This window comes from Alistipes sp. i18-0019-D1 (assembly GCF_042852885.1).
Lineage (GTDB): Bacteria > Bacteroidota > Bacteroidia > Bacteroidales > Rikenellaceae > Alistipes.
The window spans coordinates 2,092,608-2,112,918 of record NZ_AP031424.1; the positions used below are offsets into that span (position 1 = coordinate 2,092,608).

The following is a 20,311-nucleotide window of genomic DNA, read 5'->3' on the forward strand; positions in this document are numbered from 1 at the left end:
GAGGCTATGCCGCAGGCGGACGGTGACGGCCGGATAGAAAACGCACCCCGAAAATCCCTTTCCGGATTTTCGGGGTGCGCTTCGTTCGGGCGGCTGCCCGGCGCGTTATCGGACGGAGTTTTCCGGGCGTTTGCTGAAAATCGCCCTGATCCGGTCCATGTCGAATTTGGCCGAACGGTCGTAGTAATAGATGCCGTTCTGTTCCTGCTCCACGTCCGTGAATTGGGTGTAGCAATAGCCCCATACCTGTCCGGAGAGGGAGAGCAGTGCGTCTACCTGGCCTTCGAGCCGGGTGTAGAACTCTTCGAGCGTGCGCGGCGCCTGTCCGTAACCCCATGATTCGGTCTGTGAATCGGTGGTCTGCTTCTCCTGGTCCTTCACCCATTTGATGCCGCCGAATTCGTCGACCAGGTAGGGGCACGAGCCGTCGTACTGCGGCCAGGCGTAGTTTTCGGTCGCCTTCATCTCGTTGAATCCGATGTTGCGCGTCTGGTCGCGGGTCGTCCGCAGGCGGGGATGGAAGAACGTGCCGCTGCTGAATATCTTCTCCTTCAGTTTGGCCGGGTCCTGCTCGTAATTGTGGACGGCCCAGATGTCGGTCCTGACGATGGCGCCGCCGCTCACGGTGTTGACGGGACGCGTCGGGTCGAGGCGCCGGGTCAGGTCGTAGACGTCGGAGGCGAAGCGCGGGAACTGCGTGTTGTCGGGCCACCACTCCTCGTTCATCGGCGTCCACGTCAGCAGCGAGGGGTGGTTCCGGTCGCGGACCACGCATTCGGCCCACTCGGAGAGGAAGTTGCGGGCCGTCTCCACGTCGTTGGCGTCCATCCCCCAGCTGGGGCTTTCGCCCCAGGTGATATACCCGAGCTTATCGGCCCAGTAATAGTAGCGTTCTTCGAAAACCTTCTGGTGCAGGCGCGCACCGTTGAACCCGGCGGCCAGTCCCAGCTCGATGTCGCGGCGCAGGGCGTCGTCCGACGGGGCGGTCCAGATGCCGTCGGGGTAGAAACCCTGGTCGAGCACCAGCCGTTGGTAATAAGGCTCGTTGTTGAGGTAGACCTTGTTGCCTTCGATGTGGACCTTGCGCATCCCGACGTAGGATTTCACTGCGTCGAGCACCTGGCCGTCGGGGGCGATCACCTCGTAGGTCAGGTCGTAGAGGAACGGGTCTTCCGGACTCCAGAGCCTGGGTTTTTTGACCGGGATGACGACGACGCTGCTGTTCGACGCCCGGACCTGCCGCGTGCCGATGACCTTGCCGCCGTCCCGGAGGGTCACCCGGAGCGCGTTCGGGCTTTCCCGGAAGAACTGCGGGGCGACGATCAGCTGCTGCTGGTCGATGTCGGTCGTCACCCGGACGCGGGCGAGGGCCTCGGGAGCCACCGCCTCCATCCACACCGTCTGCCAGATGCCCGTCGTGCGGGTGTAGTCGCAGCTGTGCGAGGCGTATTGCAGCGATTGTTTGCCGGCGGTCTGTTTGCCGCTGCGCAGGTCGCTCGTGGCGAGGACGACCAGGCTGTGGCTGCCGCCCGGCTTCACGAACGCGGTGATGTCGTAGGAGAACGACGAGCTGCCCCCGAAATGGCGCCCGACGAAGCGGCCGTCGACATACACCTCGGAGGTGTAGTACACGGCCCCGAAGTTGAGCATCACGTTGCGTTGCGCCCAGCCTGCCGGGATGTGGATCGTGCGCTGGTACCAGATGCGGGCGATGAAGTCCGTGTGTCCGACGCCCGAGAGTTTGCTCTCCGGAGCGAACGGCACGATGATCTTGCCGTCGAATCCTTTCGAGCCGGCGTAGCCGCGTTCCAGGCCGCTTGCGCCGAAATCGAACGTGTAGGTCCATTCGCCGTTCAGGTTGATCCAGTCTGTCCGTTCGAACTGCGGACGGGGATATTCCGGGCGGGGAACCTGCGAAAACAGGCATGCGGCCTGCAGCAGGAAATAGAGGGTGATTGCGTTTTTTTTCATGGCTGTTTTTCGTTGGTATGCGTGTTTTCGGGGACTATTCCAGTACGATGTCAAACCGGTCGAACGGCTCCGTGCGGTGCGCCAGGTGCTTCGTCGACGGGGAGATGCCGAACAGCGGGGAGTAGGTCCTCACCCGGATGGTCTTCCCGTCGGGCAGGAATTCGAGGATGCGCAGCCAGCCGTCGCCGCCGTTGCCCTCCCAGCCTCCGCCGAGGGTCTGGACGTTGAACATCATCTGGTGAACCTTCTTCCCGGCGTCGTTGCGGTCGATGCGGTAGGAGACGTTGTCGGCGAATTCGCCGTTGCCGTTGGCCGTGTGTCCGCAGATCACCAGGCCGATATTGGACGAGGGTTTGACCAGTTTGTGCCAGATTTCAGCCCCGGCGTTCCCGGGGGCGATGTCGTAGCGGTCCTCGGCGATGTGGCGCGCCTCCTTGCCGTTGGTCAGGTAGCCGTGGGTCATGTAGATCACCCGGTGGCCGGCATACGTCTTGCCGCCGATCAGTTTGGCGGCCCAGCCGAGCACTTCGTCGCGGGGGTGGAACTCCGTCGTGACGACGAGGAGTTTGCCCCAGGCGGGATCGCTGAATTCGAACGCCGCGTTTTCGAGCGACGCCCGGCGGTTGCGGTTGGGGAAGGTCGCCACGCAGCACCCGCGCCAGGCGGAGTTGCGCTCGATCGGGAAGTAGTCGGGGAAGTTCGTGATTCCGTTTTCCGCCCGCTTGTAGCCGTAGTCGTGGTTGCCGCACGAAACGATGTAGGGAACCCGGTCGTCGAGGCGTTCGAACGCCCGGGAACTTGCCTGCCACATCTCCCGGCTCGTCCGGTCGAGCATCCTGCTGTCGGGAACGGCATTCTCGTTCTGCTCCACCAGGTCGCCCGTGCACAGCACGGCCCGGATGTGCAGGTTGTCGATGTTGTCGGCGATCCAGGCGGTGCAGAGTTCGAGGATCGGCTGGTTGACGGCGTATTTGACGTATCCCTGCGGGTCGCCCAGCAGGATCATCGAGAAGGATCTGTCGTCCGAGAGCGTTTGCCGGTCGGCCCGGCGCTGCGCCCCGGCGAGCAGCGGCAGCATGCCGCAAAGGAGCAGCAGCAGGATGTTCGAATGTTTCATGGCTTCATTTATGGGTTTGCTGTGCCGAAGTTACGAAACTTTTTCAGAATACGGGCCGTTTGCCCCTGGTCGGCAGCGTTTCGCCCCTCGCCGAGGGCGTCCGGGCCGCTCCGGCCCGCAGGGCGGCCGTTATTTTTGCAGGAGAATAGGCCGGAAAACCGAAAAAATAAGCTATATTCGTGCGATCAAAACTACCCAACTGATATGAAAAAGATACTTCTTGTACTATTGGGGGCCTGCACCTTCGTCGGAGCACAGGCCCAGTGGCAGACGCTCTTCAACGGCAAGAACCTGAAAGGCTGGACAAGGGTCGGCGGGACGGCGGAGTACCGGGTCGTCGACGGGGCCATCGAGGGCATCAGCCGGACGGGCACTCCGAACACCTTCCTGCGCACGGACAAAGAGTACGACGACTTCATCCTGGAGATGCTGTTCCGCGTCGACGAAGGATTGAATTCGGGCATCCAGTTCCGCAGCCACCTTACCGACGGCCGCGTGCGGGGCTATCAGTACGAGATCGATCCGTCGGCGCGCGCGTGGTCGGGCGGTGTCTACGATGAGGCGCGCCTCGGCTGGCTCTACCCGCTGACGACCAATCCCGCCGCGCAGCGGGCTTTCCGCCACGGCGACTGGAACAAGGTGCGCGTCGAGGCGGTCGGCAACCGCATCCGCACGTGGATCAACGGCGTTCCGGCCGCGGACGTGCTCGATGCGCAGGACGCCTCGGGCTTCATCGCCCTGCAGGTGCATGCGGTCGGCAAGCCCGAGCTGGCCGGCAAGAAAGTGAGCTGGAAGGAGATCCGCATCCTGACCTCCGGGCTGGAATACGAACTCTCGCCCGAAACGGGCATCGCGCAGCACAACTGCATTCCCAATACGATCTCCGAGCGCGAGAAGGCCGAGGGCTGGAAACTGTTGTGGGACGGGAAAACGACCGACGGCTGGCGCAGCCACAAGGGCTCGCAGTTCCCCGGTAAAGGCTGGCATATCAAGGACGGCGTCCTGACGGTCGAGAAGGCCGACGGCGCGGAGTCGGGCAACGGCGGTGACATCATCACCACCGGGAAATACCGCAATTTCATCCTGACGGTCGATTTCAAGATCACCCCGGGGGCCAACAGCGGCATCAAGTATTTCGTGAATCCCGACGTCAACAGCGCCAAGGGCGGTTCGGCCATCGGCTGCGAGTACCAGGTGCTGGACGATGCGAAGCATCCCGACGCCAAGCTGGGAGTGAACGGCAACCGCAAGTTGGGTTCGCTCTACGACCTGATTCCCGCCCCGGCGGACAAGCCGTTCCGCAAGGGATTTTTCAACAAGGCTGCGATCGTCGTGCGCGGCAACCACGTCGAGCACTGGCTCAACGACGTCAAGATCATCGAGTACGAGCGCAACAACGCCATGTGGGACGCGCTGGTCGATTACAGCAAATATAAGGATTGGGTGAACTTCGGCAATTTCGAAAGCGGCCACATCCTGCTGCAGGACCACGGCGACGAGGTCTATTACAAAAACATCAAGATCAGGGAACTGGAATAAACCGAATTGACGATGGCAGACAAGAAAATATCGCGCAGGAGTTTTCTGCAGAGCACGGCCCTCATCGGAGGCGCCGCGATGATTCCCTCGCTGCTCATGGGCGGCAATGCCGGGGCCGGAAACAAAAGGGTGGCTCCGCCGAAGGTCGTGGGGGCCAATGAAAAGGTCGGCGTGGCGCTGATCGGAATCGGCAACCGCGGCGCCGAAGTGGCCAAGGAGTTCCGCAAGACGGGACTTTGCGATGTCGTGGCGCTCTGCGACGTGGACATGGGCGCAAAGCACACGCAGGAGATCGAGGCCATGTTCCCCGGTGTGCCGAAGTACCGCGATTTCCGCAAACTGTTCGACGAAATGGCCGGCCGGATCGACGCCGTGATGGTGGCGACGCCCGACCACAGCCATTTCCCGATCTGCATGGCCGCCATGCGGGAGGGTATTCACGTCTACGTGGAGAAGCCGCTGGCCCGCACGTTTTACGAGTGCGAACTGCTGATGCAGGCCGAGAAGAAATACGGCGTCGTGACCCAGATGGGCAACCAGGGGCATTCCGAGGCCAACTATTTCCAGTTCAAGGCGTGGAAAGACGCCGGGATTATCAAGGATGTGACGGCCGTCACGGCCCACATGAACAACCCGCGCCGCTGGCACGGCTGGGACCCGAAGATGACGGCCTATCCGCAGGGCGAATCCGTCCCGCGGACGCTGGACTGGGAGACGTGGCTCTGCGCCGCGCACGAGCACGCCTACAACCACGACTACCACAAAGGGCAGTGGCGCTGCTGGTACGATTTCGGCATGGGCGTGCTGGGCGACTGGGGTGCGCACATCCTCGACACGGTGCACGAGTTCCTCGACCTGGGGCTTCCCACGGAGGTCAATCCCACCTACCTCAAGGGCCACAACCGCTTCTTCTATCCCATGTCGTCGACGCTGGTCTTCCGCTTCCCCGAACGCCGGGAGATGCCCGCCCTGGACATCACCTGGTACGACGGGCTGGACAACATCCCCGCCGTACCCGACGGCTACGGCGTCTCGGAACTCGACCCGAATATTCCGACCGTTGCGGGCGGCAAGATTCAGCCCGCGAAGCTCAATCCGGGCAAGGAGATCTACTCCGAAACGCTGACTTTCAAGGGCGGATCGCACGGCAGCAAGCTGTCGATCATTCCCGGAGAGCGTGCGAAGGAGATGGAAGGCAAACTCCCCGAGGTGCCGAAAAGCCCTTCGAACCACTATGCCAACTTCCTGCTGTCGGTCATGGGCAGGGAGCGGACCCGCTCGCCCTTCTCCGTCGCAGGTCCGTTGAGCCAGGTCTTCTGCCTCGGCGTCGTCAGCCAGTGGACCGGCGAAAAGATCCTTTTCGACCGCCAAACCAAACAGATCACCAACAATCCGCTGGCCAACCAGCTGCTCTGGGGCGCCGTTCCCCGCCGCGGCTGGGAGGAGTTTTACAAACTGTGACCGGGACCGGAAGGCCTCTGGTCTAAACACGCAATGAATTGAAAGATACGGTAATCACCGCGAAGGCGAAACGCCGGGAACTGTGGGTCGTTCTCGGCTGTTTTGCGGCCGCCTGCCTGATCAACGTGGCGGCTATCGTCCGCTACCGCACCGACTGGTCCGAGATTTTCTCCCAGCTCGGATACGTCGTGTGCATCGCCGCCGTGCTCTACCTGCTGGTGTGGGCGGTGCGGCTGGTCGTGGGGCTGTTCCGGCGCAGGAAATAGGGTCATGGAGTTTGTTTACAGTGCCCGAAATCCGCAGGCCCGTGTGGCTTACGCCTCGTTCGGGGCGATGCACACCGTTTTGGAAACGGTGCTGGTCGGCCTCCCCGAACCCGAGGCCCGGCGGCTGTCGGAGGAGATCGAACGGCTCGTGCTGGCGCTCGACGCCCGACTGAACCGGCACGACGCCGGAAGCCTCTTTGCGCGGATCAACGCCTCGCAGGGGCGGGAGGCAGTCGCGCTGGACGAGGAGACCTTCGTCCTGCTGCAACTCTGCGAGGTGTTCCGCAAGAACACGGACGGTTATTTCGACATCGCGGCCTTTTCGCCGGGCGGGACTGTGCCGGCCTACCGGCTCGACCCCGCGGCGCGGAGCGTCACGCTGACCGGGGCGGATATTGTGCTCGATGCGGGCGGCTTCGGCAAGGGCTACGCGCTGGACCGGGTGCGGAAACTGCTGGCCGATGCCGGTGTCGCGAACGCCCTGGTCAACTTCGGGGACAGTTCGGTGGCGGCCGTCGGCTCGCACCCCTTCGGGGATTGCTGGCAGGTGACGGCGAAGGCGGGCGGCGGCACGTTTCGTCTGAAGGAGACTTCGCTCTCCCTCTCGGGTCTGCGGCCCGACGGACGGGCGCATATTGTCGATCCGAAAAGCCGCCGGACGGTGTCGGACAGCGTCGTCGTCGCGGTCGAGGGCCGTTCGGCCTTCGTCTGCGAGATTCTCTCCACGGCGCTCTACGCGGCTCCCGCCGGGGCGAGGCAGGGAATCGCCGCCGAATTCGAAGGTTATCGCCATACCGAAATAAAGCAACATACGGAATCATGGACAGAAGAGAATTTATGAAACGGGTCGGCACGCTGGGCGCAGCCGGACTCGCGTTGTCGGCCGTTCCCTGGCTGAAAGGGTGCACCGCGGCGGGGCAGGAGGAGATCCGGGGAGGCCGTGTGCGCTTCGGCGTCATCGGCACGGGATCGCGCGGACAGTACCACATGCGCAACCTGCTGTCGGTCCTCAATGCCGGGATCACGGCCCTTTGCGACAACTATGCGCACAACCTCGACAAGGCGTCCGCGATTGCTCCCGGAGCGAAGCGCTACGACGACTACCGCCGCCTGCTGGAGGACCCGCAGGTCGACGCGGTCATCATCGCCGCGCCGCTGCACCTGCACTACCGGATGGCACTCGACGCCTTCGCGGCGGGGAAGCACGTGCTCTGCGAGAAGGCCATGGCCTACACCATGGAGGAGTGCTTCGAGATGTACCGGAAGGGCCGGGCTTCGGGCAGGGTCTTCTTCGTCGGGCAGCAGCGGCTGTTCGACCCCAAGTATATCCGGATCATGGACTCCGTGCGCAAGGGCGAGCTGGGTCCGGTGGTGAACGTCCGCAACTACTGGTATCGCAATAACGACTGGCGGCGGAAGGTCCCCTCGCCGGAGCTGGAGCGGCACATCAACTGGCGGCTTTACCGCGAATACTCCCGCGGACTGATGACCGAACTGGCCTGCCACCAGCTGCAGAACGGTACGTGGGCGATGGGGATGCTCCCAACGCAGGTCATGGGCACGGGCAATATCGTCTACTGGAAGGACGGCCGCGAGGTGTTCGACAGCGTCAGCACCATCTACACCTTTCCCAACGGGGTCAACATGACCTTCGAGTCGGTGATCGCCAACAAGCACTTCGGCATGGGCGAGCAGATCCTCTGCAAGGAGGGGACCGTCGACCTGGCCAACGGGCGTCTCTACATGGAGACCCCGCGTAGGAAGAGCGGCATCCGCCAGCTGGTCGGGGAGATCGAGCAGGGCGTTTTCAGCAATTCGGTCTTCGCGGGTACGAGCTGGTCGGCGGAGGGGGCTTCGGCCGACCCGGGCATCGCGATCATGCCCGAGGCGGTGGAGGGCGACGGCTCGCTCGAAATGCTCCGGGCCTTCTGCCACAGCGTTCTCACGAACACGCAACCGCCCAACGTCCTGGAGGAAGCCTATTACGCCTCGGTCTTCTGCCTGCTGGGCGACGAGGCAATCCTGCAAAATAAGATTCTGACGTTGCCCGAGGAGATCCGGATCGATTACATTTGAAACCGTACGAACGGCCGGCCCGGGACATCGCCGCGGGTGATGTCCACGAGGTGCCGCGTGCGGTCGGCGCTATTCCGAAAGAACTGTTGATGAATACGACTTCCGTCGATATGCAGGCGCACCGGCCTGCGGCGGGCAGGACGGTTTACCCGATTCTGTTCCTGGTTTGCATCACCCACCTGCTCAACGACATGATGCAGTCCGTCATTCCGGCGGTCTATCCGCTCCTCAAGGAGAAATTCGGATTCACCTTTGCCCAGATCGGTGTCATTACGCTGGTCTTCCAGCTGACCTCTTCGCTCCTCCAGCCGGTCGCGGGGCGTCTGGCCGACCGCCATCCACGGCCCTATTCCTTGGCGGCGGGCATGTGTTTCACCTTGGCCGGGCTGCTCGCGCTCTCCGTCGCTCCCGGGTTCGTCGCCATTCTTGCGGCGGTCGGCCTGATCGGCTGCGGCTCGTCGGTCTTCCATCCCGAATCCTCGCGGGTCGCCCAGCTCGCCTCGGGCGGCCGCAAAGGCCTCGCGCAGTCGATCTTCCAGGTCGGCGGCAACGCCGGAAGCGCTATGGGTCCCCTGCTGGCCGCGCTGATCGTGATTCCGTTCGGGCAGGTCTCGATCGGCTGGTTCGCACTGGCCGCGCTGCTCGCCATTTTCATCCTCGTGAAGATCGGGCACTGGTACAGACGGCAGCTGGCTGCGGCCGCCCGCAAATCCGCTGTTGCAGCGGTGACGGCAGCGCACGGCCTTTCGAAACGGAAAATCCGGACGGCGTTCGTCATCCTGGGGGTGCTGGTGTTCTCGAAGTATTTCTACATCGCTTCGATGACCAACTATTTCACGTTTTTCCTGATGGACAAGTTCGCCGTGTCGGTGCAGGGGGCGCAGTACTGTCTGTTCGCATTCCTCGCGGCTTCGGCGGCGGGGACCTTTATCGGCGGGCCGCTCGGCGACCGCATCGGGCGGAAATACGTGATCTGGGGTTCGATCCTCGGGGTGGCGCCCTTTACGCTGATGCTTCCCTACGTCGGCCTGGTCTGGACCATCGCTTTGGCCGTCGTCATCGGACTCGTCATTTCGTCGGCCTTTTCGGCCATCCTGGTCTATGCGACCGACCTGATGCCGGGCAAGGTCGGCATGATCGCCGGGGTGTTTTTCGGGCTGATGTTCGGACTGGGAGGCCTCGGATCGGCCTTCTTCGGATGGCTGGCGGACCGGACGAGCATCGAATTCATCTTTCAGATCAGCACCCTGCTGCCCCTGTTGGGCGTAATCACCGGCTTCCTGCCCGACGTCGAGAGCCGGAAAGTCCGGTAGCCCCTGCTGAAGGGAATCATTTTTGTGCTATATTTACGGACAAAACGAATACGGTTATGGAGCGGGAGAACGTCTTTCACATCCGGAACATGGTTTGCAACCGCTGTATACTGGTTGTGACCCAGTTGCTCGAAAAGTCGGGGTTCACGCCCCTCGATGTCGAACTGGGAACGGCCGTCGTGCAGGAGACGCCCGGCCGGGAACAGCGGGAGGCGTTCCGCAAGCTGCTCGAAGCCTACGGGTTCGAACTGATCGACGATCGGCGGATGCGCCTTATCGAACAGATCCGGACGGCCGTGATCGAACTGGTGCATTACAGGGAGGACGCCTCGAAGGTCAACCTGTCGGACTACCTGCGCGAGCGCTGCCACCGCGATTACAGTGCATTGAGCAAGCTCTTTTCGGAGGTCAGCGGCATCAGTATCGAGAAGTACTACCTCGCCCAGCGGATCGAGCGGGTCAAGGAGTTGCTGGCTTACGGCGACCTGACCGTCAGCGAGATCGCCGACAAACTCCGTTATTCGAGCGTGGCGCACCTCAGCGCCCAGTTCCGCGCCCAGACCGGGATGTCGCCCAGCGAGTTCCGGCGGCTGAAAGGACGCGGCCTGAAACCACTGGACGAAGTGTAGGTATAAATCATATCCATAATTCTGTAACGCCTGGAGCGTGTCGGGGTCTTACCTTTGTTCCCATGGAAAAGTGTAAGATCATTACGAATACGTTCCCGGTCGTGGGCATGAGCTGCGCTTCGTGCGCCGTCCGGGTGAATAAGACGCTCGGCGCCCTGCCGGGCGTCGAGTCCGCGCATGTGAACTACGCTTCCGGTACGGCGCAGGTCGCCTACCGCCCGGGGGTGTGCTCTCCCGAGGCGCTGAAGCGGGCCGTGCAGGGGGCCGGTTACGACCTGCTGACCGACGCGGAAGGCCCGGCGGAGGACGAGGCGGCGCGTGCCCGTGCGGCGCATTACCGCGCGCTGAAACGGCGGACCCTCTGGGCGGTGGGGCTTTGCATTCCGATCGTGGCCGGAGGCATGCTGTTCATGGATGTTCCGGCCGTGAAATACGCCGTGTGGGCGCTTTCCACCCCGGTCGTTTTCGGACTGGGGCGGGGATTCTTCGTCAACGCCTGGAAACAGCTACGCCACGGGACGGCCAACATGGATACGCTGGTGGCCGTCAGCACCGGAATCGCCTATCTGTTCAGCCTTTTCAACCTGCTCTTCCCGGAATTCTGGCTGTCGAGAGGCATCGAGCCGCATGTCTATTTCGAGTCGGCGGCCGTCATCGTCGCCTTCATCCTGCTGGGGCGGCTGCTCGAGGAGCGGGCGAAGCGCGGCACGACGACGGCCATCGCGAAGCTGATGGGCCTGCAACCGAAAACCGTCACGGTGATCGCCCCTTCGGGTGAACGTTCCGTACCTGTTGCGGAGGTTCGTGCCGGGGATCTGATCGCCGTGCATCCCGGCGAACGCATTGCGGTGGACGGCACGGTGGCCGAAGGCGGGTCGTACGTCGACGAGAGCATGCTCAGCGGGGAGCCGCTCCCCGTCTACAAGCAGAAGGGTGCGGCGGTGTTCGCCGGGACGATGAACCGCAACGGTGCGTTCCGCTTCCGGGCCGACAGGGTGGGGCAGGACACGGTGCTGGCCCAGATCATCCGCATGGTGCAGGGTGCGCAGGGCAGCAAGGCTCCCGTGCAGCGGACCGTCGACCGGATCGCCGGCATTTTCGTTCCCGTCATCATCGTCCTTGCCGTGCTGACCTTTGCGGCGTGGATGCTCTTCGCGCCGGAGGAGGGCTTCACCCGCGGGTTGCTGGCGATGGTGACCGTGCTGATCATCGCGTGCCCCTGTGCGCTGGGGCTGGCGACGCCCACAGCCCTCATGGTCGGGATCGGCAGGGGCGCCGGGCGGGGCATCCTGATCAAGGACGCTGCGAGCCTGGAGGTGGCCCGGAAGGTCGACACCGTGGTGCTGGACAAGACCGGAACGCTCACCGAAGGCCGTCCGTCGGTCGTGGACGCCGCATGGGCCGAAGGAGCGGAGACGGCGCGGGGGATTCTGTTCAGCCTCGAAAAACACTCGGAGCATCCGCTTTCGCAGGCCGTCGTCGAATCGCTCCGCGGGGAGCGGGCCGTTTCCGTGACCGGGTTCGAAAGCATTCCCGGGCAGGGTATCCGGGGCGTTGCGGAGGGGCGGACCTGGTATGCCGGGAACGACGCGCTGCTGGCCCGCCACGGCATCGTACCCGATGTCCGCCTGCAACGGCTGGCCGAAGGGTGGATGCAGGAGGCGAAGACCGTGGTTTGGTTCGCCGACGCGGAACGGACGCTCGCCGCGATGGCCCTTGCCGATGCGCTGAAACCTTCGTCGGCCGGGGCAGTCGCCCGGCTGCACGCGCTGGGAATCACGGTCTGGATGCTGACGGGCGACAACGCCGGTTCGGCGCGCGAAACGGCCCGGAAGGCCGGGATCACCCGTTTCCGGGCGGGTGTCCTGCCGCACGAAAAGGCCGGATTCGTCCGGCAGTTGCAGTCCGAAGGCCGGACGGTGGCCATGGCGGGTGACGGGATCAACGACAGCGCGGCTCTCGCGCAGGCCGATTTGAGTATCGCCATGGGGCAGGGGAGCGACATCGCGATGGATACCGCAATGGTGACGATTCTCTCGTCGGACCTCCGGAAAATCCCGGAGACGATCCGGTTGTCGCAGCTTACCGTGCGGACGATTCGCCAGAACCTCTTCTGGGCCTTCATTTACAACCTCATCGCCATTCCCGTAGCGGCCGGGGCGCTTTATCCCCTCTGGGGGGTTCTGCTCGATCCGATGATCGGCGGGGCGGCCATGGCCTTGAGCAGCGTGAGCGTCGTGGCCAACAGCCTGCGGCTGAAACGCCGGCGAATCGGCGATGAATGCGAATATGAAAAACCGATTAAAACCGAAGAAAAGATGAAAAAAGAATTTATCGTGGACGGCATGACGTGCGATCATTGCCGGACGCATGTGGAAAATGCGTTGAACGCCCTCGATGGCGTGAAGGCGGTCGTGACGTTGCACCCTCCGGTGGCCTCCGTGGAGTTCTCCGGGCCGGAAATCGGCCTCGGGGAGTTGCAGAAGGCCGTCACCGAGCGGGCCGGGGAGTATACCCTGCGGACGCGGTGACGACCGACGCCCCCGCCTGTGCAGGCGGGGGCGTTTTTTCGGGCCGGGCGGCATCTTTTCGGCGGATACCCGGCGGAAGGATGCGCTTTAGCATTAACTTTGCTTTCGGATCGTGTAAAGTATGCGGATGGGAGTCTTTCCCGTTGGATCGGCGGCGTGAACGACGTGCTGTGGACCTATGTCCTGGTTGCGGCGCTCTTGGGGTGTGCCGTGTGGTTCACCCTGCGTACGCGGGGCGTGCAGTTCCGCCTGCCGGTGGGCGCGATGGTGCTGTTCGGAGCTTTGGCGACGCTCGACCTGGCGTGGAGCTTCGCCGACGTGACGATGGCGCTGATGACGCAGTGCAACCTCGCGGCGATCGTGCTGCTGGGCCGTCAGGCCTTCCTGCTGCTGGCCGACTACACGGCCCAGAAGCGGCAGGGCATTAAAAATCCGGTCTTCACGAAAGACCGGATTCCCGAGTTGAAACACAAGGCCGAATGCTGGTAATCTACCGCCCCGTGCGTGCCGCCAGCGCGGCCGGATAACGGTCGCCCGAGATGGCGATGCGGTCAAGCTCGGCCCCGATCGCGTCGGCCTCTGCCGCCGAGAGTGCGACCTCCGCGGCTCCGAGGTTGTCGGCGAGGTGCTGCGGACTGCGCGTGCCGGGAATCGAGACGATCCACGGTTTGCGGGCCGTCAGCCACGCAAGGGCGATCTGCGCCGGGGTGGCGTTTTTCGTCGCGGCGACGTGCCGGACGTAGTCCGCCAGCGGCTGGTTGGCGTCGAGGTTTTCGGGCGTGAACCGCGGCACGATCGAGCGGAAGTCGTCCGCCGCGAAGCGCGATTCGCGGTTGAAGCGTCCCGTGAGGAATCCCTTGCCCAACGGGCTGAAGGGAACCAGCCCGATGCCCAGCTCTTCGAGTGCGGGCAGCAGTTCCTGCTCGGGCTGCCGCCAGAACATCGAGTATTCGCTCTGGACGGCCGTGAGGGGCAGCACGGCGTGCGCCCGGCGAATGGTCCCGACTCCCGCTTCGGAGAGTCCCCAATGGCGGATTTTACCTTCGCGCACGAGGTCGGCGACCGTCGAGGCGACCTCTTCGATCGGTACGGCGGGGTCGACCCGGTGCTGGTAATAGAGGTCGATCACGTCGGTGCGCAGGCGGCGCAGCGACCCTTCGACCGAGCGGCGTATCTGCTCCGGACGGCTGTCGAGTCTCTGCTCGCCGTCCTGCATCTGAATCCCGAATTTCGTGGCCACGACCACCTGGCCGCGTATCGGGGCGAGGGCCTCGCCGACCAGCTCCTCGTTGGCGTAAGGCCCGTAGACCTCGGCCGTGTCGAAGAAGGTGACGCCCTGCTCGTGGGCGCTGCGGATCAGCGCGATCATCTCCCGTTTGTCGGCGGCGGGTCCGTAGCCGTGGCTCATGCCCATGCAGCCCAGACCGATGGCCGAAACTTTCGGACCGCGTTCTCCCAGTTTTCTGTATTTCATAATTTCGGATTTTAATGACATGGCAAAAATAGCGTAACCGGGGCGGCTGATCGCTACCCCGGTTACGGATGGTCGTACCAAAATTACGGCTGCGGCTACTCCACCAGCCGGCGTGTCACGCTCCACCGCTGCATCAGCCACACCACCGCCCAGCTCACGGCGAAGGCCCCGCAGGCGATCAGCGGGATGCGCGCCAGTGCGGGAAGTTCCGGAATCCGTTGCACGAGGTCGTAGCCGGCCTGAACGAAGATGAAGTGGCAGAGGTAGATGCCGAATGTCGCGCCTGCCAGCCGCGAGAGCCATGCACGGGGCCGTGCGGCGGCCTTCTGCACGAGGATGAAGACCGGGGCGGTCATCATGAAGACGTTGATGCCGGCGAAATACCAGACGATTTCGAGGTAGGCGTAGTTGCCCGGGAAATGTTTCTGCATCACCACGTAACCCAGCCCCGTGACGAGGTATCCGGCGAGGAAGGTCGGGAGGCAGACGGCCAATGTTTTCCGCCAGCTCCATGCGGGCGGGAATTTCACGAGGTAGAAGGCCAGCACGAGATAACCCGCGAAGCCCGAGACATAGTAGAACGTGCCGAACTCATTCCAGTCGCAGACGCCGTAAAGTCCCGTGTTGCCGTAGTTGCCCGTGTAGCCGAGCGCCGGGGCCAGCATCTTCACGTAGGGCAGCAGCAGCGTCACGCCCCAGATCGCGAGGATGGTCCGAAGGTCGCGCCGCGAGGCCCGTTCGAGCCACGGGCTGATCAGCGGCATGATCAGGTAAAGCCCCATCAGCATATAGAGATACCAGAGCGGCGTGGTGTCGTAGCAGAAATTGAAGACGAAGGTCCACATCTTGTGCAGCGTCGCTTCGCCGGTGAACAGCGCGGGGTCGATCGACGGGCTGGAGGTCCCGACATAGCGCATATACAGGTAGTAGAGCACGGGCAGCGCCAGCGACCAGAAGACCAGCGCCAGGAGGACGCGGCCGATGCGCTTGCGGTAGAAAGCTCCGGTTTCCAGCCGTACAGGGAGCAGCAGTACCCCCGACATCATCACGAACAGCGGCACGCAGGCCCGGACGAAACTGCCTGCAAGGGCGCCCTGCAGGAAGGTCGCGCGGTCGCTGTCGAATACGGCGACGAAGGCGTCGCAGCTGTGGGAGAAGACCACCAGGAAACAGGCGGTCACACGCAGGAGGTCCACCCAGCCGATGCGTTCGCGGGCCGGGACGTTCAGGTCGGGAAGTCGGTTCTTCATTGTCGCAGAGATGGATTTCCGGCGAAGATACGAAAAAAATCCCGAACCGCGGCCCACGCGGTAGTTCAGTTCGCGTGCGTGACGACGTAATAGTCGAACAGCACGAGGATGTGGAGCTTGTCCGCTGCGCCCGTGGCCGCGGCATAGAATCCTCTGCCCTGTCTGGCGTCGCTATACCCTTTGTCCCGGAGGATCGGAATCCCGATCAGTTGACTACTACCGTGGGGAAGTATTCGCGCAGCAGGGCTGCGGCGCGGTCGAGTTGTCCGGGGGTGTTTTCCCGCACGTCGCGGAGTTTGTATTCCAGCCCCATCGCCTCGTATTTGTGGACTCCGAGGGTGTGGTAGGGGAGCAGTTCGACCCGCTCGACCGACGCGTAGCCGCCGAGGCGTTCGCCCAGCGTGCGGATGTCGGCCTCGGCATCGCTGTAACCCGGGACCAGCACGTAACGCAGCCAGAAGGGTTTTTTGTGGGCTTCGAGCCAGGCGGCCGTGCGGAGCGTCTGGGTGTTCTCGCGCCCGGTGAGGGCGCGGTGGCGTGCAGGGTCGGCCTGCTTGACGTCGAGCAGGACGAGATCGACCAGCCCCAGCAGTTCCTCGACGGCCTGGTTCCACACCCCGCCGTTCGTGTCGATGCAGACGTGGATGCCCGCCTCCTTCAACGCTTTTACGAGCGGAACGAGTTCCGCGGCCTGGAAGGTGGGTTCCCCGCCCGAGAAGGTCACGCCGCCGCGCCGTCCGAAGAACGGTTTCTGGTCGACGGCCATGCGGAGTATCTCCGCGGGGTCGGTCGGTGTGCCCTCCCCGGCCTCGATCGTGTCGGGATTGGCGCAGTAGAGGCAGCGGAAATTGCAGCCTTGCAGGAAAACGACGAGCCGGAGTCCCGGCCCGTCGAATGTTCCCATCGATTCGTAAGAATGTACACGAAGCATGATTACATCCGTTCGTGAAAACTCCGGCTGATGACTTCGAGCTGGTGCTCGCGGCTCAGCTTCGTGAAGTTCACGGCATAGCCCGAGACGCGGATCGTAAGCTGCGGGTATTTCTCGGGGTGCTCCATGGCGTCTTCGAGCATCTCGCGGTTCAGCACGTTGACGTTCAGGTGGTGGGCACCCTTCGTAAAGTAGCCGTCGAGCATCGTAACGAGGTTCTCGATACGGTCCTCGGCCGTCGGACCGAGCGATTTGGGCACGATCGAGAAGGTGTTCGAAATACCGTCCTGCGAGTCGCGGTAGCGCATCTTGGCCACCGAGGCGAGCGAGGCGATGGCGCCGCTCTTGTCGCGGCCGTGCATCGGGTTGGCTCCGGGGGCGAAGGCCACGCCCTTGAGGCGTCCGTCGGGCGTCGCGCCGGTCTTCTTGCCGTACATCACGTTCGAGGTGATCGTGAGCAGCGACAGCGTCGGGCGGGCGTTCTTGTAGACGGGCAGCTTCTTCAGCTCCTCGCTGAAGTAGTAGACGAGGTCCACGCCCAGGTGGTCGACACGGTCGTCGTTGTTGCCGTAGCAGGGGAATTCACCCTCGATGTCGAAGGCCTCGGTGAGCCCTTCGGCGTTGCGGCGGGGCGTCACGCGGGCGTATTTGATGGCCGAGAGCGAGTCGAGGGCGATCGAGAGTCCGGCCACGCCGTAGGCGAGGTTGATGCGGGGATCGGTGTCGACGAACGCCATCTGGGCCTTCTCGTAGTAGTACTTGTCGTGCATGTAGTGGATGATGTTCATGGCCTCGTTGTAGATACGGGCGATCTCCTTGAGCACCATCTTGTAGTTGCGCATCACCTCCTCGAAGCGCAGCGGGCCTTCTGACAGGGCCGGAATACCCTTGACCATCAGCGTGCCGGTGTTCTCGCAGCGTCCGCCGTTGATGGCCAGCAGCAGGGCCTTGGCCAGGTTGGTGCGGGCGCCGAAGAACTGGATCTGGCGGCCGATGTCCTGGAACGACACGCAGCAGGCGATGCCGTAGTCGTCCGAATGGCGGACCTCACGCATCAGGTCGTCGTTCTCGTACTGGATCGAGCTGGTGTCGGCCGAAACCTTGGCGCAGAAGTCCTTGAATCCCTGCGGCAGCTCGGGGCTCCAGAGAATCGTGAGGTTCGGCTCGGGCGAAGGACCGAGGTTGTAGAGCGTCTGCAGGAAGCGGAACGAGGTCTTCGTCACCTTCGTGCGGCCGTCGTTGAAGCGTCCGCCGATGGCTTCGGTCACCCACGTGGGGTCGCCGGCGAAGATGTCGTTGTAGGACTGCATGCGCAGGTGGCGCACCATGCGCAGCTTGATAACGAACTGGTCGATCAGCTCCTGGGCGAACGATTCGTCGATCGTGCCGTGCGCGAGGTCGTATTCGATGAAGATGTCGAGGAACGACGAGACGTTGCCCAGCGACATGGCGGCTCCGTCCTGCTCCTTGACGGCGGCCAGGTAGGCCATGTAGACCCACTGCACGGCCTCCTGCGCCGAATGCGCCGGGCGGCTGAGGTCCAGTCCGTAGTATTCGCCCATCGTGCGGATGTCTTTCAGGGCCTTGATCTGCTCGGCGACCTCTTCGCGCAGGCGGATGCGGGCGTCGGTCATCGGGCCGGTGAGGCTGCGCAGATCCTCCTGCTTGGCTTCGATCAGGCGGTCGGTTCCGTAGAGGGCCAGACGGCGGTAGTCGCCGATGATGCGGCCGCGGGCGTAGTTGTCGGGAAGACCCGTCAGGAAGCCCAGCGAGCGGAACGAGCGGATCTCCTCGGTGTAGACGTCGAAAACCCCGTCGTTATGCGTCTTGCGGTAGTGGGTGAAGATGTCTTTCACCTTTTCGTCGACCTCCACGCCGTTCTCCTTGCAGGCGCGCGACACGACGTTGATGCCGCCGAAGGGCTTGATGGCGCGCTTGAGCAGTTCGTCGGTCTGCAGGCCCACGATCAGTTCGTTTTCGCGGTCGATGTAGCCGGCCTTGTGCGAGGTGACGGTCGAAACGGTCTTGTTGTCCAGCTTTCGGACGCCGTTATGCTGACGCTCCTCTTCGAGGGCTTTGAGACAGAGGTTCCAGATGTGCTTCGTACGCTCGGTAGGTCCTGCGAGGAACGAGGCGTCGCCCAGGTAGGGGGTGATGTTTGTCTGTACGAAGCTTGTCACGTTGATCTCTTTGCTCCAAAGCCCGTCGATAAAGGTTTTGTTCAGTTCCATAGATGATATTGTTCGTTTTGAGATTATAATTGTCCTATTTCGGTCGGCAAAGATACGTTATTTTTTTCACACCGACCAAAGAGTGGTTACAAATTTTTATAAAAATTTAAAAAATACCTACGATCAGGTATTGACGGGGCTTTTCGGGACGTGCGATAGTTACAAGAAGGCATTGTGACGTTTGTGGCCCTGCTTTTGCAGGAGCCGGAGTGTATAAATACGAAAAAACAATGAAAAAATTCTGGATTGCCCTGCTGGGAGCGGGGCTTTTTGCGACGGCGGTATTCGCCGACGGTGATGAAGTTCCGGTCAGGATGCACGAACTGCCCGATGCGGCGCGTACGCTGGTCGACAAATATTTCCGCGACATCGAGGTGACCTCCGCGATGATGGAGAAGGGCATGGCCCCGAGTTACGAGGTGAAGCTGGCCGACGGCACGAAGATCGATTTCGACGCCCGCGGCGAATGGACCGACGTCGAGCGTCCGAACGGCGTCGTGCCCGACGGGCTGGTTCCGCAGCCGATCCTGAAATTCGTGGCTGCGAACTATCCGGGGCGCCACGTCCGGGGTGTCGAACGCGACGGCCGCAACCATGAGATCACCCTCGACAACGGACTGGAACTGAAATTCAACCGCAAGTTCCGGCTGGTCGAAACGGATCGCTGACGTCTGATGCGGCGGATTACGGCCCGGGGATTTGAGTTGCGCATCCGGTCCCCGGGTCCCGCCGCTTTTTTTGTCCGCGCAATTCTGTTTTGCACTCATCCGGCTTTTTCGTATCTTTGGGGTCGTAACGACCCTTTTGTCTGCCGGAAGGTTTTACCGGACCGCCTGCAATTCGGGTTCCGGTATGTCCGGCTTTTTCGTATCTTTGGTATCATAATACCCCGACGACGATGGAAGAACTCACCCTTACGACTCCCGCTCTGCTGTTTTCGGCCGTGTCGCTGATCCTGCTGGCCTACACCAACCGGTTCCTCTCCTATGCCCAGCTGGTGCGCACGCTCAAGGAGCAGCATTTGCAGCACCCTTCGAAGGTGACGCGCGCGCAGATCGACAACCTCCGCCGCCGGCTCCACCTCACGCGCACGATGCAGGCGCTGGGCGTCTCGAGCCTGTTTCTCTGCGTGGTGACGATGTTTCTGCTTTATGTGGGACTGGTTCTGCTTTCGGCCTATGTTTTCGGGCTGGCGCTGCTGCTTCTGATCGCTTCGCTGGGCGTTTCGCTTTGGGAGATCCAGATTTCGGTAAAGGCATTGGAGATTCACCTGAAAGATATGGAGAGGTAAGACGTCGTGTCTGTTTAAGTCTTCTTTTTCAAAGGGAGATTTAGAGGGATTGTCGGTATGCTGCCGGCGGCGGCTTCATTTTCAAGCATACCCGCTTGAAAAATGAAGATGCCGCGACGTCCCGTCACTGCATCTCCCACTAACCTACTTATGTAACCTAAAACCAGCTTGTGAATCCGGTTCTCCGGTTTTCACATTGCAAAGATACGGGGCCGTCGTTTCAGCGAAATG

Annotated in this window: 16 protein-coding genes and 1 pseudogene; 11 read left to right on the forward strand and 6 right to left on the reverse strand. The window is 62.6% G+C overall.

Annotated features, from left to right (window positions below; all coding sequences use genetic code 11):
• Positions 1 to 105 precede the first annotated feature (105 nt).
• On the reverse strand, positions 106 to 1,971 hold the full coding sequence (locus ACGHP5_RS08655; RefSeq protein ID WP_390566241.1) for a glycoside hydrolase family 2 protein: 1,866 nt from the start codon (positions 1,969 to 1,971) through the stop codon (positions 106 to 108).
• Between the two features lie 34 nt (positions 1,972 to 2,005).
• Positions 2,006 to 3,088, reverse strand: a complete 1,083-nt coding sequence (locus ACGHP5_RS08660) for a serine/threonine protein phosphatase (RefSeq protein WP_337756664.1) — start codon at positions 3,086 to 3,088, stop codon at positions 2,006 to 2,008.
• Between the two features lie 204 nt (positions 3,089 to 3,292).
• Here ACGHP5_RS08660 and ACGHP5_RS08665 point away from each other — a divergent pair, with 204 nt between their 5' ends.
• The 9 genes and pseudogenes from ACGHP5_RS08665 to ACGHP5_RS08705 form a co-directional block, all read left to right on the forward strand.
• A complete protein-coding gene (locus ACGHP5_RS08665; protein WP_390566243.1) occupies positions 3,293 to 4,627 on the forward strand; it encodes a DUF1080 domain-containing protein in 1,335 nt (444 codons plus the stop codon).
• Between the two features lie 12 nt (positions 4,628 to 4,639).
• Positions 4,640 to 6,088 (forward strand): Gfo/Idh/MocA family oxidoreductase, encoded by a 1,449-nt coding sequence (locus ACGHP5_RS08670; protein ID WP_290532684.1) that lies wholly within the window; start codon positions 4,640 to 4,642, stop codon positions 6,086 to 6,088.
• Between the two features lie 38 nt (positions 6,089 to 6,126).
• Complete coding sequence (locus ACGHP5_RS08675) at positions 6,127 to 6,354, forward strand: hypothetical protein (RefSeq protein ID WP_337756669.1); 228 nt, start codon at positions 6,127 to 6,129, stop codon at positions 6,352 to 6,354.
• A gap of 4 nt (positions 6,355 to 6,358) precedes the next feature.
• Positions 6,359 to 7,195 carry an FAD:protein FMN transferase gene (locus ACGHP5_RS08680; RefSeq protein ID WP_390566246.1) on the forward strand — a complete coding sequence of 279 codons (837 nt, stop codon included), beginning with the start codon at positions 6,359 to 6,361 and terminating at the stop codon, positions 7,193 to 7,195.
• A complete protein-coding gene (locus tag ACGHP5_RS08685) occupies positions 7,174 to 8,430 on the forward strand; it encodes a Gfo/Idh/MocA family protein (protein WP_390566248.1) in 1,257 nt (418 codons plus the stop codon). The genes ACGHP5_RS08680 and ACGHP5_RS08685 overlap by 22 nt, the downstream gene beginning before the upstream one ends.
• A gap of 89 nt (positions 8,431 to 8,519) precedes the next feature.
• A complete protein-coding gene (locus tag ACGHP5_RS08690) occupies positions 8,520 to 9,743 on the forward strand; it encodes an MFS transporter (RefSeq protein WP_390568417.1) in 1,224 nt (407 codons plus the stop codon).
• Between the two features lie 56 nt (positions 9,744 to 9,799).
• Positions 9,800 to 10,372, forward strand: a complete 573-nt coding sequence (locus ACGHP5_RS08695; protein ID WP_290532689.1) for a response regulator transcription factor — start codon at positions 9,800 to 9,802, stop codon at positions 10,370 to 10,372.
• Between the two features lie 62 nt (positions 10,373 to 10,434).
• Positions 10,435 to 12,903, forward strand: a complete 2,469-nt coding sequence (locus ACGHP5_RS08700) for a heavy metal translocating P-type ATPase (protein WP_390566250.1) — start codon at positions 10,435 to 10,437, stop codon at positions 12,901 to 12,903.
• A 243-nt stretch (positions 12,904 to 13,146) separates the two neighbouring features.
• Positions 13,147 to 13,392 (forward strand): annotated as a pseudogene (locus ACGHP5_RS08705) (alanine:cation symporter family protein); the annotation flags it as partial.
• A 1-nt stretch (position 13,393) separates the two neighbouring features.
• On the opposite strand, the gene ACGHP5_RS08710 reads toward ACGHP5_RS08705, so the two are convergent.
• The 4 genes from ACGHP5_RS08710 to pflB all read right to left on the reverse strand — a co-directional run bounded on the left by ACGHP5_RS08710 (position 13,394) and on the right by pflB (position 18,789).
• Complete coding sequence (locus ACGHP5_RS08710; RefSeq protein WP_337756676.1) at positions 13,394 to 14,377, reverse strand: aldo/keto reductase; 984 nt, start codon at positions 14,375 to 14,377, stop codon at positions 13,394 to 13,396.
• Between the two features lie 95 nt (positions 14,378 to 14,472).
• The gene (locus tag ACGHP5_RS08715) at positions 14,473 to 15,627 is read right to left on the reverse strand and encodes an acyltransferase (protein WP_337756678.1); all 1,155 of its coding nucleotides are present in this window, start codon (positions 15,625 to 15,627) and stop codon (positions 14,473 to 14,475) included.
• A gap of 205 nt (positions 15,628 to 15,832) precedes the next feature.
• Entirely contained in the window at positions 15,833 to 16,558 is a 726-nt protein-coding gene (gene pflA, locus ACGHP5_RS08720) for a pyruvate formate-lyase-activating protein (RefSeq protein ID WP_295903886.1), read from the reverse strand.
• Positions 16,559 to 16,560: 2 nt separating this feature from the next.
• Positions 16,561 to 18,789 (reverse strand): formate C-acetyltransferase, encoded by a 2,229-nt coding sequence (gene pflB, locus ACGHP5_RS08725; RefSeq protein ID WP_390566253.1) that lies wholly within the window; start codon positions 18,787 to 18,789, stop codon positions 16,561 to 16,563.
• A 230-nt stretch (positions 18,790 to 19,019) separates the two neighbouring features.
• Between pflB and ACGHP5_RS08730 the strand changes: the two genes are divergently transcribed.
• Positions 19,020 to 19,457 (forward strand): PepSY-like domain-containing protein, encoded by a 438-nt coding sequence (locus tag ACGHP5_RS08730; RefSeq protein WP_290532695.1) that lies wholly within the window; start codon positions 19,020 to 19,022, stop codon positions 19,455 to 19,457.
• Positions 19,458 to 19,687: 230 nt separating this feature from the next.
• Entirely contained in the window at positions 19,688 to 20,080 is a 393-nt protein-coding gene (locus ACGHP5_RS08735) for a DUF2721 domain-containing protein (RefSeq protein ID WP_290532696.1), read from the forward strand.
• Positions 20,081 to 20,311: the final 231 nt, after the last annotated feature.